We start from the raw sequence: 16,449 nt of genomic DNA, 5'->3' as shown, positions 1-16,449 counted from the left end.
CGAACGGGGAATAAGTTCGGTCACGCGGCCGAAATCACGCGAATTAATCCTGAACGTTTCCGCGGCGTCGGCGCAGCCACTCGAGTGCGACGCCTCCACCGACGAGCCCGGCAACGCCGGTGAAACCCGAACTCGAATCAGTGCCATCGTCAGATTCGTTTCCACTCGTTTCGTTCGCGTCGTTGTCCCCGAGCCACTCGGCGGGTGGTTGCAGTGACGGTGGATCGGCCTGCGTACCGGCTTCGGCCGGGAAGGTGTAGAGTGCACCCTCGAGAGACGTGTTCGGAATCGCCGCCGTGCTCGAGGCGATGAACGTCTCGCCCGGTTCGACGACCCGTGCGGTCCAGAACCCCGTTTCGGCCGGGTTGCGCCACCACGAGAGCCGTTCGGGATCGGTGGGATCGGACACGTCGTGGATCTGGACGCCAGCGCGGTACCACGCCGAGTAGAGTCGGCCGCCGCGTAGCTCGAAGTTGTGCGAGGTCATCCAGGTCCCGCCGCGATAGGATTCGTCGGCCGTCCGCGGGGCGTCGATCGATCCCCGGTGGACCGGCTCGGTCGGATCGCTTACGTCGTAGAGGTCAATCCCGCCTGGATGGTCGGGGTCGGCCCCGCCAGTCGCCCACGCCTCCCGGCCGACCGCCAACAGGTCGCCGTCGTCGTTGACCGCCGCGTAGTGATCGTTCCCGGGCAACCCGTAGACGCCGTCTCGAAAGTCGTCGATCTCGCGTTGGGCCTCGAGTGTCGTGTCCGCGACGTGGGAGATGACCGAGGGATCGGCCGACTCGGTGACGTCGAGTATGTAGGTTCCGGCGTTCCAGCAGGGGAGGTAGGCCATCCCATCGTGGACGTAGACGTCGTGGAGATAGCGCCCGAGCCAGTGGATATCGCGCCAGCCAGGCTCGTGGTCCAGCAGCGACCAGTCCCCGAGCTGTGTAATCTCCTCGCCGCCGACATCGAAGATCACGAGTCGGTTTTCATTGCGCATGTTCTCGACGACGAACAGCCGGTCACCCTCGAGAAAGCAGTTGTGGATATGGTATTCGGTTTCGAACTCACCGGTCGCGACGGGCTCGGCAGGATCGCTCACGTCGTACCGCCGGAATCCCAGGTACAGGTCGCTTGTGCCGGCAGTTTCGGCTGGGCCGGCGACGATCAGTCGGTTGCCGTCGACGGTCAGATCGAGGATCTGCGTCAGCGGCGCGCCGTCGATCTCGATGGTGCGTTCCTCGGTGAGGACCGTCGGCTCGGCGGGATCGCTCACGTCGACGATTGCGAATCCGGTGGTCGCGGCGACGTACGCGAGCTTGTTGTCGCCGACGACGGCTTCGGCAGCGCCGGTAATGGGGACCTGTCCAAGCGGCTCGTATGGTTCCTGTTGCTTGGATCTCGCGGCAGCCGATCGGGATGCCACGGCCGTAGACGGCAGAGACAGGCCGAGCCCGGCGACACCGCCCGTCGTGAGGAACGCTCTCCGCTTCATAGTTAGAAAAGCGGAGACAGCTACATAGAAGCTGGTGTACTCGGCGGCGGACACTGCGACCGAGCCGTGCGATCGAGTCAGCCGCGGAGCCGACGCCGATCGCCGGTCCCCTCGGTCAGGGCGCTGGCGAGTGCCCCTTCGACGACGACGTCGTCGCCGAGCTCGGTGACGTGAATCTCCGGCACGTTTGTCATCACCATCTCCGAGACGCGCTCGCGGATGGGATCGACGACCAGTTCCTCGTTGTGCAACGCGACCGCACCGCCAAAGGAGACGACGATCGGCGCGAACGCGTGGATCACGTTCGTGACGCCGATCGCGTTCCAGTGGGCGAGCTGGTCGATGACGTAGTCGGCCAGTTCGTCCTCGCCGGCGAGGTCGAACACGTCTTTTGCGGTGAACTCCGGCCCCTCGAGCGGGAGGTCGGTCGCAATCGTCGGGTCGTCGTCGGCGAGCAGCCGGGCGAAATCGGGGATGGCGTTGCCCGAACAGTAAGCCTCCCAGTGGCCGTCGTGGCCGCAGCCACAGGTCAGCCGGCCGTGGGGATCGACGACGTAGTGGCCGACCTCGCCGGCGTTGCCGTCCCAGCCACTGACGATGCGACCGTCGGAGCAGACGCCGGCACCGATCCCCGAGGAGATAGTGATGTAGACCATGTCGTCGGGGTTGCTGGCGGCGTGAAATCGCTCGCCGATGACGCCTGCGGTCGTATCGTTGTGGAGATAGACGTCGTCGCTGTCGATCAGCTTCGAGATCGGGCCGGTCAGCGGGATGCGGTCGATCGAGTCGGGCAGGTTCGCAGGATCGATCACCGCGCCCTCGGCGAGGTCGAACGGTCCGATCGAGCCGATCCCAGCGGCAGTGATCCGGTTGGGATCGATCCCGGCCTCGCTACAGGCACCGCGAAGCGTTCGCAGGACTCCTTCCGTTACGTCGATACCCGTCGGCCCACGCGGCGTCGATCGGCGGCTCACACCGATCCTCGTTCCGTCCGCCTCGGCGACGACGGCCCGGACGTTGGTCGCGCCGAGATCGACGCCCGCATAGTAGACCATGCTACTCTAGAGACGACCGCGACCGTACTTAACTACCCAGATTGTACTCGGCGACGAGTATCGATTTCGATACGTTCGAGGCAGACAGTGCATCCTCCCATCGTCTCGGGTGGCCGGCGACATATGTATGTCACTACGTAGCATACATATTGTATGGCCTCCGATGACTCACGCGCTGAGACGGACGCCGAGTCAGACCCGGCGACGGCGCTGTCCGAGACGGAACTCGAGGCCCTCCACGAGGTCGAATTGGGCCTCGAGTGGGCCCAGCGCGCCCAGGGCTGTCTGCTCGAGTTTCACCACGCGACTGGACACGGGATGGATCACCTCTGTCGGGCTGAAGCGCGCCTCAGAGCGGCCGGCCACGACGACCTCGCCGACGCGATTCGGGATGACCTCCTCCCCCACGGCGTCGTCGACGACGACCGCTGGTCCTACGACGTCCTCGAGCACTTCCAGGGGAGTCTGCTGGCCGAAACGCGAGCGCTCGAGCAGCGGGTCCGACGGGAGCTGGCTGACGGGAAGCGCCACGTCCGCGAGCGCAGACAGGAACGGGAGTGGAAACAGCAGGCAGAGAGCGACCACTGATACGGACTCCTGTCTGTCAGTGCCAGTGGGACTGCGACCGCCCTGCGGGCCCACCGGGACATCGGGACAGCAGGCCGTATGATACTGCTGGACAGAACTACGTGAAGCCGGTCGCACGTATGCGGCCGTCCCCATAGGTGACGGCCGCAAATTCCCGACCGGCTTCGTATTGACTTCTGTCCAGTAGTATGAGCCGAAGTCGATCATCAGCGCGCGCTGTCAGCCGATATCATCGTCGAACGGAGCCGAGACTGGCGTCTGGTGGGCTACAGAGAGCGGGCGAAAAGCGGGATCGATCCGTCCGGCAGCGTCAGGTCCGCCGCGTTACTCCATGACGTCGAGGTCGCGGAAGTAGGTGACCGGACAGGGAGCCGAGAGGATGATCTCTTGCGAGACGGAGCCGAGAACGGCTTTTTCAGCTGGGGAGCGGCGACGGCCGCCGACGACCATCCGATCGGCGTCGACGTCGACTGCCATATCGACGACTTTGGTACTGACTTCGCCGAGTGCGCCTTTGATTTCGTACTCGACGCCGGCGTCTTCGAAGCGCTCGGCGAGTTCGGGAACCGGCGCGCGCTCGGCGGCGACCTCGTCGGGATCGACATCGTCGGCGCGGGCATCGAAGCCGATATCCTCGTGGATGTCCTCGTACTCGTCTTCTGTGAACGCGTGTCCGATCACGACTTTCGCGTCGAGTGGCTCAGCGATCTCGAGCACGGTCTCGGCGAGTTCCGGCGCGCGTACTGTGTCCATCGGTCCGACTGCAAGGAGTACCGTATCGATTGCCATGTCCCCACAGTGGTTGGGCCACCTGCATAAGTATTCTCGTCGATGGAGGGGTCTAGCACTGACCGCAACCGTTTTACTGGTGTCAGTACTGGGGATGTGCCGCCCCTATCTTGACACTGGTTTGATAGCTAGTGGCCGGAAGTCGAGTCATCACTGCGGACGAAGGTGACGGGACACGGTGCCGACAGGAGCACTTGCTGTGCCGTCGAGCCGAAGACGGCTTTCCCGGTCGGCGATCGTCGCCGCCCGCCGACGACGACGCGGTCGGCATCGGTACTCGCCGCGAGGTCGACGATCGACTGACCGTGATCCCCGACGACGCCACGGATCTCGTAGTCGATGTCGTGCTCGTCGAAGATGGTTTGTAACTCGCGGATCGTCGAATGGCGTGCTGCGACCACGTCGGGATCGATCTCCTCGAGGGTGCGATCGAACTCGAGGCGCTCGAGGACTTCGTCGTACTCGCTGCTGGTGAAGACGTGGGCGAGGACAACGGTGGCGTCGGCGGGCTGTGCGACCGTGAGGACCGCCTCGGCCAGTCGCTCGCTGCGGTCTTCGTCGCCGGGACCGACCGCGAGTAACACCGTGTCTAACATGGGTAGTGAATCGATCCACAGCATCGTAAAGCCGCGGCAGGATGGCGACGGGATCGATGTCGACGGAACCCCGGACAGCCGACAGTCCAACGCCGTCACCGTTTTCCACGCCCTTGTCGAGTATCGACGCATGGACGGACCTGATCTCGACGGGAAGACGGTACTCGTGACCGGCAGTGCACGGGGCGTCGGCCGCGAACTGCTGTTGGCGACGGCCGACTGTGGCGCGGCGACGGCGGTCCACTATCACACCAGCGCCGATGCGGCCCGCGAGGTGGCCGATCAGGCCCGCGAGCGTGGCGCACCAGCGGCGATGACGGTCCAAGCCGATGTTACCGATCCCGACAGCGTCGACGGCCTCTTCGCAGCCGTCGAGGCCGACCTCGGCGACGTCGACGTGCTAGTCAACAACGTCGGTGACTTCGCGCCCGCCCGCTGGGACGACCTCGCGTTCGAGGAGTGGACCCGCGTCCTCGAGACGAACCTCACCGGCACCTATCTCTGCTCGAAGCGGGCGCTGCCCGGGATGCGCGAGACCGGAGCCGGCCGAATCGTAAACATCGGCTACGCCTCGAGCGAGCAAGGACTCGTCAGCCCGAAGAACTTCCCCTACTTCGTCGCGAAAAAGGGCGTGTTGATGTTTACGCGCATGCTCGCGGCGGACACCCAGGACGATGGGATCACGGTCAACGCCATCTCGCCGTACGTCGTCGAGAACTCAGACGAGTTCCCTGACGAGTTGCCACGCGATCGGCCCGCGAGCTTCGACGATCTGATCGCGCCGCTGTATTTCTTCCTCGATCCGGACAGTGAGTACGTCAGCGGCGAAAACATCGAAGTCGACGGTGGCTGGTTGCCTGAGAGTGTGTAAGCGATCGTTCCGCGGCGCTGTGTGCCGCGGGACGTTTTTGGTCCAGATTTTTGCGAGGAGTGGGGCTCGAGCGCAGCGAGAGCCCCCGACGACGTAAAAAGGTGGGTGTAGAACATCGAAGTCGACGACGGCTGGTTGCCCGAGAGTGTGTAAGCGATCGAACCGCGGCGCTGTGTGTCGCGGGGCGTTTTTGGTCCAGATTTTTGCGAGGAGCGGGGCTCGAGCGCAGCAAGAGCCCCGATGACGTAAAAAGGAGGCCTTGTTGAAACCCTCAATTGGTTATAGGTTACAGAAGCCAGGCAAAATCAAACGTTGCCTGTTGCCTCTTCGATAACTCAGTACAGTCAGCATGAGCAGTTGCCTGAAATCCACAACGGATCAGAAGTTAACACATATATCCGACAACCGTGTCTTCCTCCTTTATATGCAATTCTGTGACGAGTGTGGTTCGATGATGCACACGGAGGGCGACACGTGGGTGTGTCGCACCTGTGCGAACGAGGAGCCACGGGACTCGCAAGCAGAAACGGCGATGGCAACCCAGGATGGACAGCGGGACGACGGGGCACCCGCCGTGGCCGACGCGACCCAGGGCTCCACCGAAACGATGCAGGAGCCCTGTCGGGCGGATGACTGCGACAGCGACCGGGCCTACTACGAGTTGATGCCAAAGCCGGGCGGCTCCTATGAGGTTCGGCTGTTCACCTGCGTCGAGTGCGGCCACAAGTGGCGCGAGTCTTGACGGCGCATCTCGCGACCCCGCCGCTTAAATATGCACAGACCGCCACACCAGACTCTCAACTCCCACAACGTTCTTGAGGTTATTAACACCCTCTGTCACAAGAGCCTTTGTTGGGATGTTCATGCCCCCGAGTATCGGTGCGGGAATCGTTGGAACATTCTCTCTCCAGAAACGGGACCGAAGATGGGGCAGTGTTCGGATTCCTCGCTAACCCAAAATACTCAATTCACACGTGTAGTGAGCAGATGGTTCACCACTTTTTGGGTGAAGCAGCCGGAACTGTCGTGCTGCATCCATTCTCTGTATCCCGCACGCTATACCCATCAACTGATGAGGGTTTCAACCGAGCCAAAAAGTGGGTGTAAAACATCGCAGTCGACAGCGGCTGGGTGCCCGAGCACGTCGGTCGTCGAACGAATAGCGGCAAGTACCCACGTTTGGCTGCAGCGTTTTTAGCCGGCTGTCCCTAGCGCTGCTATGACGCTCCCAATCGCGATGGGTTGGCGACACCTGCTCTTTGCCAACTGGCCGGTCGATCCTGCCGTCGTTGCGGCTCAGCTTCCGGATGAACTCACCGTCGAGACCTACGACGACCGGGCGTGGCTGTCTGTCGTGCCGTATCTGAACGTCGACGTTCGCCCACGCGGGCTTCCCGCAACGATGGGTGTCGATCTTCCCGAACTCAACCTCCGGACGTACGTCAGTCGGGACGGCGAGCCTGGCGTCTACTTCTTCAGCCTCGACGCAGAGGGTCTCTTCGGCGTCATCGGGGCACGTCTCTTTCACCGACTGCCCTACTACTACGCCGACATCGAGATCGCCGGGACCGATCGGGGCATCGCGTTTACGAGCGAGCGACGCCATCCGGGCGCTTCGCCGGCGACGTTCGCGGGTACCTACGAGCCGGTCGGCGACCCGTTCGTCCCCGACTCCGGCTCGCTGGCGACGTTTCTCACGGAACACTACCGATACTACACGACGGCTCGAGACGGCACCCTTCGCTACGCCGACATCGACCACGAGCCGTGGACGCTGCGGCCGGCGACGGTCACCATCGAGACGAACACGCTGTTCGAGGCCAACGGGTTCGACCGGCCCGCCGGATCGCCGGTCTGTTACTACAGTCGTGGCGTCGACATCACGTCGTCGCGAAATCGTCGCTGGAGGTGAGCCCGGCGGCAGGAGAGCGATCGATATTCCTCAGTCGCGGCCGTCGGCTGACCTATGACAGCGACGGGAACGATCCGGGCGATCCACATCGCGCCGGAGCAGGGCGCACCGATGGAACGCGTCGAGCAAGTGACTGCAGTCGCCCGGCGAGGGCTCGAGGGCGATCGCTACTACGCCACCGAGGGGACGTTCGCCGACCGCGAGGGCAGCGACCTCACGCTCATCGAGTCCGAAGCGCTCGCGGCGGTCGAACGCGACTACGGGATCGACCTCGAGTCCGGCGTCCATCGTCGAAACCTCACGACTGCGGGGATCGCGCTCAATCATCTGGTCGGCGAGCGGTTTCGGGTCGGCGAGGTCGTCTGCGAAGGGATCGAACTCTGCGAGCCGTGTTCGTACCTCGAGCGCCATCTCGAAAAAGAGGGGATCCGCGAGGCGCTGGTTCATCGGGGTGGACTTCGGGCACGGGTTCTCGAGGACGGCGTCGTGACCGAGGGCGACAGTATCGAGCGTGTCGCCCGGCGTGGAACGGCCCGGCGCTGATACCCGTCGTCGAACCGACGGTTCCCGACGCCGGTGCGTTCCGGCCGCGGTGCTACGGAGCACGCTTGCAACCGGCGCGTCGAACGAGACGACCACACGTCGTGGCGCGCGCGAGAGAACGAGCACCGCGACGGTCACTCTTCGTCCCGCTGTCCCGTGTCTGATCGGAGAAAAGACATCGTGTTCCGAGCGACGAGAACGAGGAATCAGAAGTATTCGTCGCTACTCCGATCGGCGGAAGCAGAAACTACATTTTCGTGAGGTCGAAGAGATATACACGATGAACGAACCGGGCATCCAGTCGCTGATGGACCAGGAAACGCTCGATCGGCGCGTTCGTGACGGGGAGACACCGGAGTGGGTCGCTGATCACTGGCACTCGTTTCGCGACGGACTGCTCGGCGAGCGAAACGAGACGCCGTTCCCCTGCTTTTTCGGCGCTGAATCCGTCCAGAACGGCGAGCCGATCTACACTGCGGTCCCCTCGATGAGCGACGCGGATGCGCTCTTGGGCCTGCGCGATCGGGTCCTCGAGTATCTCGAGATCTTCGAGGATCACTCGGAGCGGGCCTCGCTGGTTACCTTCTTCAAGCCGCCCGAAGAACCGCTCTCGGAGGCGGAATATCACGAGACGCTGTGGCACATCCTCCAGACGCTGCACCTCCACGATCCCGAGCCGTGGCCCGAGGACATCCCAACTGATCCCGACGATCCTTACTGGGAGTTCTGTCTCGGCGGCGAGCCCATGTTCCCGACCTGCCGAGCCCCGTTCTACGAAAAACGCAAGAGCCGCTACTGTCCGATCGGCCTCGAGATCACGTTCCAGCCCCGCGCGCTGTTCGAGAACCTGGATGTGACGGCCGACACCGAGGCCGGCCAGCACGCTCGCGAGGTCATTCAGGATCGACTCGAGGGTTACGACGGGGTCTGTCCTCACGCCGATCTCGGCGACTGGGGTGTCGAGGGCGACCGCGAGTGGCCCCAGTACATGCTCTCGGAGGACGAGGAGCAAGCGCCGTCGACGTGTCCGATCACGGTCACCCGTACGCATCCGAAACCCGGTGCGAAGTTACCATGACCGACGATGAGGTCGAGGCCAACGGGCTCGAGAACGCCGCCCTCGTCCTGATCGACTTCCAGCAGGGCTTCGACGACCCCGTCTGGGGGGAGCGCAACAACCCCGACGCGGAAACGAACGCAGCGCGGCTGCTCGAGCACTGGCGCGAGACCGACCGGCCGATCGTCCACGTCCGCCACGACTCGACGGAACCCGACTCGCCGCTCCGGGGTGACCGGTCTGGCTTCGCGTTCAAACCCGAGACGGCCCCCATCGAGGGCGAGCCCACGATGGCGAAATCGGTCAACAGCGCGTTCATCGGGACTGACCTCGAAGACTGGCTGCGCGAGCGGGAACTCGAGACGGTCGTCATTGCTGGACTCACGACGGATCATTGCGTCTCGACGAGCACCCGGATGGCCGAGAACCTCGGGTTCGATCCCGTTATCGTTCGCGACGCGACCGCGACATTCGAGCGCTCGCTCGACGACGAAACCTTCGATGCGGAGACGGTCCACCGCACCGCGCTCGCCCAACTCGCGGGCGAGTTCGCTGAGATCGCGACGACCGCCGCGCTCCTCGAGTCCTGATCTGTCGATCGCGAGCCACCGCTATCGACCCACGGGTCGCAGTGCTCTTATGGACTTGCCCGTGGCATACCCCTGTATGCGAGTCGTCGTCGCTGGCACGTTCGGGCCGCTCCACGACGGCCACCGGTCCCTGTTCGAACACGCGCTCCGGTTCGGCGCGGACGGCGTCGTCGTCGCGCTGACCAGCGACGATCTCGCGACCGAGACGCGCCACGAACCACGACCGATCCCGCCGTTCGACGAGCGAGTGGCTGCCGTGATGGACGCGATCAGCGACCTCGACGAGTGGGATCGCGACGTCGAAATCCGGCGACTCGAGACCGAACTTGGGATCGCGGCCACCGACCCCGCGCTCGACGCGCTGGTGGTCTCCCCCGAGACGGCCCCCGAACTCGAGGACATCAACGACCAGCGGCGTGAGCGAGGCCTCGAGCCGCTGTCGGGGATCGTCGCGCCCTACGTCTACGCCGACGACGGCGAACGGATTTCCTCGACGCGGATCGTCACGGGCGAGATCGACGAACACGGACGGCTGCTCGAGTAAGGTCCCGTCGTGATCGCTGCCGGCCCCGTCTATCATACGGACTGCTGTCGTCAGTTCCGTGCAACCGCCGCTGGCCTGTGGTCCCACCGGGAACCCGGGATAGCAGCCTGTATGACACAATAGTAATGGATCGGGAGACTGTCGTTTTATATAATGAGTGACGATCGCAGACCGCTGTTGGTCGTGTTGCTGGGCAGCGCGGTGCTCGTGACGGGTGTTCTCCACCTGTCCGTTCTGCCGCGCTATCTGCCCGATGACGTGCTGTTGACCGTGCTGACGCTCGGCGCTGGCTGGGCAACGTACATGCTCGTGTTCTACGCACTCGGACGGGTGATCGCTGCGCCCGCCGGACAGGAGTTTCCCAACATGCGCGCTGCGGACCTCGGAATCGCGGTCCTGCTTGTCTCGTTGCTGCTCTTGTTGGCCTTCGACGCGGTCGGCGTCCCGCTCGAGGGACTCGTCAGTGTCTATGCCCTGCCCGCGCTCGGGATCTACGTCGGGCTCGCGCTGATCGGCTGGTCGATCGGCCGCCGAACGGAAGCGATCAACGAAATCGCACGATAGAGCCGGTCAGACACACCGCTTACGACACGTCCTCGTCGGGGTGGGCCCCCGAGTTCGCGACCAGTACCGGAATCTCGCCGAACCGAACGACGTGATCGGTGACGCTGCCCATCGCCAGCCGGTGGACGCCGCCGCGACCGCGTGTGCCCATGACGATCACGTCGGCGTCGATCTCCCGAGCGTACTCGAGCAGTTCGTCCTCCGGCGGGCCCTCGAGAACTGTGCCGGTGACTGCGAGATCCGCCGCTTCGGCGCGGTCGACGATCGCGTCGACGTGCTCCTGGGCCCGGCCGCGCATCGCGTCCTCGGCACTTGTGGCGTCACCGGGGAGCCGAAGGTCACCAAGCGGGCCGGTGTCGGCGACACAGGCAACGTGGACCGTCGCGTTGTGGACGGTCGCGAGTTCGATGCCGGTCTCGGCGGCGGCCTCGGCGTGGTCGCTGCCGTCGGTCGGAATCAGAATCGTCTCGAACACTGCCCGCCACTACGGCTAGACGCGTAAAATTCTTGCCGGAACGGGAGACTGTCGGACGGACCGGTTCGTTCGGCGCGACCGCCGAGCCTGAGAGTCGTGAGCGCTCAGATGAACGCCAGCGGCACCATAACGAGAACGCCGGCGACGATGCCGCCGGCGAGTTCCGGCTTGCCGCCGCTGGGGAGTCGCTTCCCGATATCGAGCGCCTCCGGGATGAACTCCGTGAGGACGAGGTAGATCATCGCGCCGGCGGCGAAGCCGAACCCGTAGGGAAGGAACTCGCGAGCGTAGCTGACGAAGCCAAACGCGATGACGGCCCCGAGCGGCTGGGGCAGACTCGAGAAGACGGCCCACCAGACCATCTTCCATTCGGAGACGTTCATCGACTGCAGCGGGATCGAAATCGCCGTTCCCTCCGGGATGTTGTGGATCGAAATCGCGATCGTCATGAACACCGCCAAAAGTGGCACGGTAAACCCGAGGACCTCGGCTCCGCCCTCGAGTCCGAGGTCGGCAAAGGAGACGCCGACGGCGATGCCTTCGGGGAAGCTATGGACGGTTAACACGCCGAGGATGAGCACGAGTTTCTTGAAGTCGGCTTCCTCGTACTGTCGTGGGTCGATCTCGGCGTCCATCAGGATATCGTGGGCGACGACGACCAGCGCGACGCCGGCGACCATACCGATCCCGATCTCGAGGGGCGTCCCTTCGGCCAGCCCCTCATCGATGAGCCCGAACGTCGACGCCGAGAGCATGATCCCAGAGGATACCCCCCAGAGAACCACGTTGTATCGATCGCTAATGTCGTCGAAGAAGAAAAACGGGAGCGCGCCGAGCCCGGTCGCCAACGCCGTGATGAAGCCGGCAACGAAGACGAACATGAGGTTCTCCAGCAGTGCCATCTGCCGAACGATTAGTGCCAACGTATAAATCGGCGGCGGTCGCGGCGTTCGTGTCGGGCTCGCTGAACGAATCCAGCGACGGGGCCGCGAGTGCCAGCCATTGGCTCCAGTCAACCCGTCGGCGACCGATACCATCAACAGCCAGCCGTCGAATGGATGCGTATGTCACTGTGGCGCTCACGTCGAACCGGCTACTACATCCTGCTGGTAGCCGTGACAACCGTCGTCGCCACGCTGCTCTACAACTACGGGATGGCGACGCTCGAGAACCGTCCACAACCGCTGTACCGGTCGCTCGAGGTCGTCTTCCAGACGTATACGACGACCGGCTACGGCGAGGACGCAGGGTGGGAGACACTCCAGATGAACCTGCTGGTGATCGTGCTCCAGCTCACCGGAATCGGGCTGATCCTCACCGGTGTCGATATCTTTGCCGTCCCGTGGCTCCGACGCGCGCTCGAGACGACGGCTCCGACGACTGCCCCCGACGTCGAGGACCACGTCATCATCTGTGAGTACACGCCTCGCGGCGAGGCGTTCATCGAGGAACTCGAGTCACGCGGACGGGAATACGTCGTCGTCGAACCCGACGAGGAGACGGCGACGGAACTCCACGAGAGCGATCACCGGGTCGTCCACGGCGACCCGGAGTCGACGGCGGTGCTCGAGAACGCGGGGATCGAGCGAGCGACGGCGGTCGTAGCCGATTCGGCCGACGACACGAACGCGAGTATCGTCCTCTCGGCACGGGAGGCAAATCCCGACGTGCGGATCGTGACGCTGGTCGAAGAGCAGCGTCTCGGCGAGTATCATCGGATCGCTGGCGCGGACGAGGTGCTCTCGCCCCGTCAGATGCTCGGTGAGAGTCTCGCCCATCGGGTGCCGACGGCGGTGACGACTGCGGTCGACGAGGGGGTCGAGATCGGGAACGATCTGGAACTGGTCGAGCTGTCGATCGCCGAGGGGAGCGATCTGCATGGTCGGACTGCCGGGGAGATCCAGCTCCGCGAGCAGTTCGGCGTGGACGGCATCGGTGCATGGTTCGGCGGAACGTTCGAGAGTCCGATCCCGAACGACCGGAAACTCGACACCGAGACGCGACTGCTCGTCGCGGGGGAACCCGAGCGGATCGACGAACTCCGGGCGGAAGCGACGTCGACGGTGCTGCCGTTTGCGGCCCAGTGTGCAATCATCGCTGGCTATGGCGAGTCCGGGGCGGCCGCGGGTGGGGCACTCGCGGAGACGAACACGAACGTGACCGTCCTCGACATCGGCGAGATGGAGGGGGTCGACGTGGTCGGCGACGCTCGCGACCCGACGACGGTCCGCGAGGCGGGGATCGACAACGCGTCGACGATAATCGTGACCCTCGACGACGATACGACCGCTATCTTCGCGACGCTCGTCGCGCGGGACATGAACCCGTCGGTCACGATCGTCGTTCGAGCGAACGACACGGAGAACGTCCAGAAGTTGTACCGTGCCGGTGCCGACTACGTCCAGTCGCTGGCGACGGTCAGCGGCCGGATGCTCGCTTCGACCGTGTTCGAAGACGAGGAGGTCTTGGCCGTCGACAGGCAGATCGATGTCGTGAAGCTTCCCGTCGGCCGGCTAGCGGGACAGACGCTCGTCGATGCGACTGTTCGGACCCGGACGGGCTGTACCGTCCTCGCTGTGCGTCGAGACGGCGAGACGATCACGGATTTCGACCCGGCGTCGTTCGTCTTCGACGCCGACGACGAGGTGATCCTCGCGGGAACGGACGACAGCGTTCGATCGTTCGAAGCGCAGTTTCTCGCGTGAACGCGACCGACAGCGTCGACGACCTATAGGAGAGAGCCGAGATCGAGATTCAACTGCTGTTTCGCGAACCGGGCGAGCAACGGCACGTCGTCCGTGTCGAACAAGCGCACGATAGAGCGAATATCGCCCTTGTTCGCTTGGGCCAGCGTGTCGTTGTCGAGACGCTGGAGGTCCCGCATGAGCTGGTCGTAGCGTTCGTTGGAGGCGAGATAGAGCAGTTGAGTCATCAGGAGCCGCTTGTTCGCGTTGGGCGCGACGTCACGGTGCCAGAGGGTATCGTAGACTTCGAGGTTCTCGGCGGTCGGCTCGACGCCGTCGTGTTTGAGACAGCTGTCGGCAGTGGCGGCGGCCGCGCGACCGGACTGCATGCACTTGTTGATGCCTTCGCCCCAGAGCGGATCGAGGCTCGGAACGGTGTCGCCGATCGCCATGAACCGATCGGTGTGCATCGTTCCTGGTGCCTGAATGTGGGCCGAGCCGCGGTGCTGTTTGCCCTCGAGTCGCGTGGCGTCCCGGAATCGCGGATCTGTCTCGAGCCAGTGGTCGAGGTAGTCGTCGATGGTGAAACTGCTCCGGCTGTACCGCTCGTGGCTACCGTTCTGGATGTAACAGAGACCGACCTTCGCGGTGTCTTCTCCCGTGTGGAAGATCCAGGAGTAGCCGCCGGGTGCGATTTCGTGGTCGAGTCGCAACATCATCGCGTCGTGGAGGTCCGCAAAGCCAGGGCGGTCGATATCGATCCCTTCGAACTCGTATTCGATCCCGATGGCGTGGTTCTCGCGTTCGAGATCGACGACGCCGAGTTTCTTTGCAAGTGGTGCGGCCGGTCCCGTCGCATCGATGACGATGTCGCCGTAGACCTCCTCGTCGCCGTTGTACGTGACACCGACGATTTCGCCGCCCTCCATGATCGGGGCGGTGACGCGGGCGTCGAACCGGTACTCGGCACCCTTTTCGTGGCTATCGCTGACGAGGAAGCGTTTGAAGTCCGCAAACTCGAGTACCGCCCCGGTCTGCTCGCGGACGTAATGTTCTCGCGGGGACTCGAGGACGACGCTGTCGGTATACTGCATCACCACGTCGTCGGGAATCCCGAAGGAGGCCATCATGGAGTGGAACGTCCCCGCGGTGGACTTGTTGCTCTGGCGGGGGAACTCCGATTCAGACTCGGTCTCGAGGACGACGACGTCGTACCCTCGGGCGGCGAGATCGCGGGCACATTGCGCGCCGGCGGGACCGGCACCGGCGATGACTACGTCGTAGCGGTCGTTCATGTAATCGGGACTGTGGTGGTCCCTAATGAGTTTGTCCTGTTGCGCCGACCGGCCGGCTGTGTGGCCCGTTACCGTACGATCGTCACTGGCACGGGTGCCTGTCGAGCGACCCGTTCCGCGACGCTGCCAAGTAAGACCCGAGAGAAGCCCGATCGACCGTGGCTGCCCACGACGATTAGATCGATCGCGTTTTCTGCCGCGTAGTCGACGATGGCGTCCGCCGGCTGGCCGACGGCCACTGCCGTCTCGATCGAACACCCCTCATCCGCTGCTCTGGCTTCGGCATCGGCGAGCAGTTCTGCTGCGTCCTCGCGTCTGTGCTCGAGCAGTTCCGACGGCCCGAGGTGTGCGACTTCGCCGTAGCTGCTGTTCGTCGGATCGATGGCGTGGAGAACCGTCATGTCGTCGTCAGCGTGTTCCGCACACGCGAACTCGAGTGCCGCCCACCCCGGCTCCGAGTCCTCGAGGGCGACTAGTAAGTGCATACTGATTCGTACGAGGACCAGTTACTTGAGTGTCAGCCATTCGCATTCGATCCGCAGCGACTCGAGTCGGCCGTCGGGACGGCGGTCGCGATCGACCGGAGCCACGCCTCGCGGTCGTCTGCTTCGACGGCCGCGGAGGCCGCTCCCGTCGCGTCGACGCCACAGTCGAACGCGCGGGTGACGTCTTCGGCGGTCCGGACACCACCGCCGACGAACGTCCGCGTCTCGGGGGCCTCGTCGGCAACCGCTTCGACGAACGCCGCGATGCGCTCGGGATGTGTTCGGACCATCCCCTCCTCGGTGGCGATATCGGCCGGTCGCTCGAAGAGCAGCCAATCCGGGCCGGCAGCCAGCGCCATCCGGGTCGTCGACAGACTCTCGACGGCGACGATCGACTCGAGGCCAAGCTCGGCACACCGGTCGACGGCCCGATCGACGGCAGTCAGCGCCGCTTCGCGTTCGGGATGGGAAACAAAGACTGCGTCGGCACCGGCGTTTGCGACCGCCTCGAGAGTGACGTCGCTCATCCCGCTTTCGGCTCGTGGGACGCCTGCCTGTGCGACGATCGGCAGGGCCGTCCGCTCGGCGACGAGTCGGAGGTCGGGCAACTGCGGGGCGACGGCGAAGCGACTGCCAGTTTCGTCGCGGACCCGCTCGATCGTCTCCGCGAACGCAAGCGCGTCGTCGCCGCTCGTCCCCGCGTAGGTCTTGTAGTTGACGAGGAAAACGGGGTCTGCGAGCCCCATCCGTCTATTCGGAGTAGCCTTCTTGCAGGAACGCACCTTCGGTCTCGTACATCGCGACGAGTTCCTCGACGAGTTCTTCGGGTGTCTCACCCTCCTCACAGTGGCTTTCGAGTCGATCCATCAGGTCGTCGCTGATCTCGAGTGTCTGTGTCATGGATTATCGGCCGCGGTG

At 64.2% G+C, this 16,449-nt stretch carries 20 protein-coding genes; 10 read left to right on the top strand and 10 right to left on the bottom strand.

Annotated features, from left to right (window positions below; all coding sequences use genetic code 11):
- Nucleotides 1-43 precede the first annotated feature (43 nt).
- Both BDK88_RS02100 and BDK88_RS02095 read right to left on the bottom strand, forming a co-directional pair.
- A complete protein-coding gene (locus BDK88_RS02100; RefSeq protein WP_130498958.1) occupies nucleotides 44-1,483 on the bottom strand; it encodes an LVIVD repeat-containing protein in 1,440 nt (479 codons plus the stop codon).
- A gap of 77 nt (nucleotides 1,484-1,560) precedes the next feature.
- A complete protein-coding gene (locus BDK88_RS02095; protein ID WP_130498957.1) occupies nucleotides 1,561-2,538 on the bottom strand; it encodes an ROK family protein in 978 nt (325 codons plus the stop codon).
- A gap of 153 nt (nucleotides 2,539-2,691) precedes the next feature.
- Here BDK88_RS02095 and BDK88_RS02090 point away from each other — a divergent pair, with 153 nt between their 5' ends.
- Nucleotides 2,692-3,126, top strand: coding sequence for a hypothetical protein (locus tag BDK88_RS02090; protein ID WP_130498956.1), 435 nt, complete (start codon nucleotides 2,692-2,694; stop codon nucleotides 3,124-3,126).
- Nucleotides 3,127-3,450: 324 nt separating this feature from the next.
- Here the strand turns inward: BDK88_RS02090 and BDK88_RS02085 are convergent, their stop codons facing one another.
- Nucleotides 3,451-3,915, bottom strand: a complete 465-nt coding sequence (locus BDK88_RS02085) for a universal stress protein (RefSeq protein WP_130498955.1) — start codon at nucleotides 3,913-3,915, stop codon at nucleotides 3,451-3,453.
- Between the two features lie 128 nt (nucleotides 3,916-4,043).
- A complete protein-coding gene (locus tag BDK88_RS02080) occupies nucleotides 4,044-4,511 on the bottom strand; it encodes a universal stress protein (protein ID WP_130498954.1) in 468 nt (155 codons plus the stop codon).
- A gap of 130 nt (nucleotides 4,512-4,641) precedes the next feature.
- On the opposite strand from BDK88_RS02080, the gene BDK88_RS02075 reads away from it, so the two are divergent.
- The 8 genes from BDK88_RS02075 (at nucleotide 4,642) to BDK88_RS02040 (ending at nucleotide 10,592) form a co-directional block, all read left to right on the top strand.
- The gene (locus BDK88_RS02075) at nucleotides 4,642-5,382 is read left to right on the top strand and encodes an SDR family oxidoreductase (protein WP_130499767.1); all 741 of its coding nucleotides are present in this window, start codon (nucleotides 4,642-4,644) and stop codon (nucleotides 5,380-5,382) included.
- A gap of 424 nt (nucleotides 5,383-5,806) precedes the next feature.
- Nucleotides 5,807-6,124: an RPA12/RPB9/RPC11 RNA polymerase family protein gene (locus BDK88_RS02070; RefSeq protein WP_130498953.1), complete on the top strand. Its 318-nt coding sequence runs from the start codon at nucleotides 5,807-5,809 to the stop codon at nucleotides 6,122-6,124.
- Nucleotides 6,125-6,601: 477 nt separating this feature from the next.
- Nucleotides 6,602-7,294, top strand: a complete 693-nt coding sequence (locus tag BDK88_RS02065; protein WP_130498952.1) for a YqjF family protein — start codon at nucleotides 6,602-6,604, stop codon at nucleotides 7,292-7,294.
- 54 nt (nucleotides 7,295-7,348) lie between these two features.
- Nucleotides 7,349-7,837: an MOSC domain-containing protein gene (locus BDK88_RS02060; protein ID WP_130498951.1), complete on the top strand. Its 489-nt coding sequence runs from the start codon at nucleotides 7,349-7,351 to the stop codon at nucleotides 7,835-7,837.
- Nucleotides 7,838-8,117: 280 nt separating this feature from the next.
- Nucleotides 8,118-8,915 (top strand): YqcI/YcgG family protein, encoded by a 798-nt coding sequence (locus BDK88_RS02055; protein WP_130498950.1) that lies wholly within the window; start codon nucleotides 8,118-8,120, stop codon nucleotides 8,913-8,915.
- Nucleotides 8,912-9,484 (top strand): cysteine hydrolase family protein, encoded by a 573-nt coding sequence (locus BDK88_RS02050; RefSeq protein WP_130498949.1) that lies wholly within the window; start codon nucleotides 8,912-8,914, stop codon nucleotides 9,482-9,484. The genes BDK88_RS02055 and BDK88_RS02050 overlap by 4 nt, the downstream gene beginning before the upstream one ends.
- 76 nt (nucleotides 9,485-9,560) lie before the next feature.
- Nucleotides 9,561-10,028, top strand: coding sequence for a phosphopantetheine adenylyltransferase (locus tag BDK88_RS02045; protein ID WP_130498948.1), 468 nt, complete (start codon nucleotides 9,561-9,563; stop codon nucleotides 10,026-10,028).
- Between the two features lie 153 nt (nucleotides 10,029-10,181).
- Entirely contained in the window at nucleotides 10,182-10,592 is a 411-nt protein-coding gene (locus BDK88_RS02040; RefSeq protein ID WP_130498947.1) for a hypothetical protein, read from the top strand.
- Between the two features lie 19 nt (nucleotides 10,593-10,611).
- Here BDK88_RS02040 and BDK88_RS02035 read toward each other — a convergent pair whose 3' ends face one another.
- Together BDK88_RS02035 and BDK88_RS02030 are read right to left on the bottom strand one after the other, a co-directional pair.
- Nucleotides 10,612-11,067, bottom strand: coding sequence for a universal stress protein (locus BDK88_RS02035; RefSeq protein WP_130498946.1), 456 nt, complete (start codon nucleotides 11,065-11,067; stop codon nucleotides 10,612-10,614).
- Nucleotides 11,068-11,171: 104 nt separating this feature from the next.
- Nucleotides 11,172-11,969, bottom strand: a complete 798-nt coding sequence (locus tag BDK88_RS02030; protein ID WP_130498945.1) for a ZIP family metal transporter — start codon at nucleotides 11,967-11,969, stop codon at nucleotides 11,172-11,174.
- A 162-nt stretch (nucleotides 11,970-12,131) separates the two neighbouring features.
- Between BDK88_RS02030 and BDK88_RS02025 the strand changes: the two genes are divergently transcribed.
- Complete coding sequence (locus BDK88_RS02025) at nucleotides 12,132-13,772, top strand: potassium channel family protein (protein WP_130498944.1); 1,641 nt, start codon at nucleotides 12,132-12,134, stop codon at nucleotides 13,770-13,772.
- Between the two features lie 23 nt (nucleotides 13,773-13,795).
- Here BDK88_RS02025 and BDK88_RS02020 read toward each other — a convergent pair whose 3' ends face one another.
- The 4 genes from BDK88_RS02020 to BDK88_RS21020 form a co-directional block, all read right to left on the bottom strand.
- On the bottom strand, nucleotides 13,796-15,046 hold the full coding sequence (locus BDK88_RS02020; RefSeq protein WP_130498943.1) for a digeranylgeranylglycerophospholipid reductase: 1,251 nt from the start codon (nucleotides 15,044-15,046) through the stop codon (nucleotides 13,796-13,798).
- Nucleotides 15,047-15,114: 68 nt separating this feature from the next.
- Complete coding sequence (locus BDK88_RS02015; RefSeq protein WP_130498942.1) at nucleotides 15,115-15,531, bottom strand: universal stress protein; 417 nt, start codon at nucleotides 15,529-15,531, stop codon at nucleotides 15,115-15,117.
- A 32-nt stretch (nucleotides 15,532-15,563) separates the two neighbouring features.
- Complete coding sequence (locus BDK88_RS02010) at nucleotides 15,564-16,277, bottom strand: triose-phosphate isomerase (RefSeq protein WP_130498941.1); 714 nt, start codon at nucleotides 16,275-16,277, stop codon at nucleotides 15,564-15,566.
- A 4-nt stretch (nucleotides 16,278-16,281) separates the two neighbouring features.
- Complete coding sequence (locus BDK88_RS21020; RefSeq protein WP_165396894.1) at nucleotides 16,282-16,431, bottom strand: DUF7557 family protein; 150 nt, start codon at nucleotides 16,429-16,431, stop codon at nucleotides 16,282-16,284.
- Nucleotides 16,432-16,449 lie beyond the last annotated feature (18 nt).

Origin of the sequence: Natrinema hispanicum, from assembly GCF_004217335.1 — an archaeon.
Taxonomy (GTDB): Archaea; Halobacteriota; Halobacteria; order Halobacteriales; family Natrialbaceae; genus Natrinema; species Natrinema hispanicum.
This window is presented reverse-complemented; position numbering and strand designations above follow the sequence as displayed.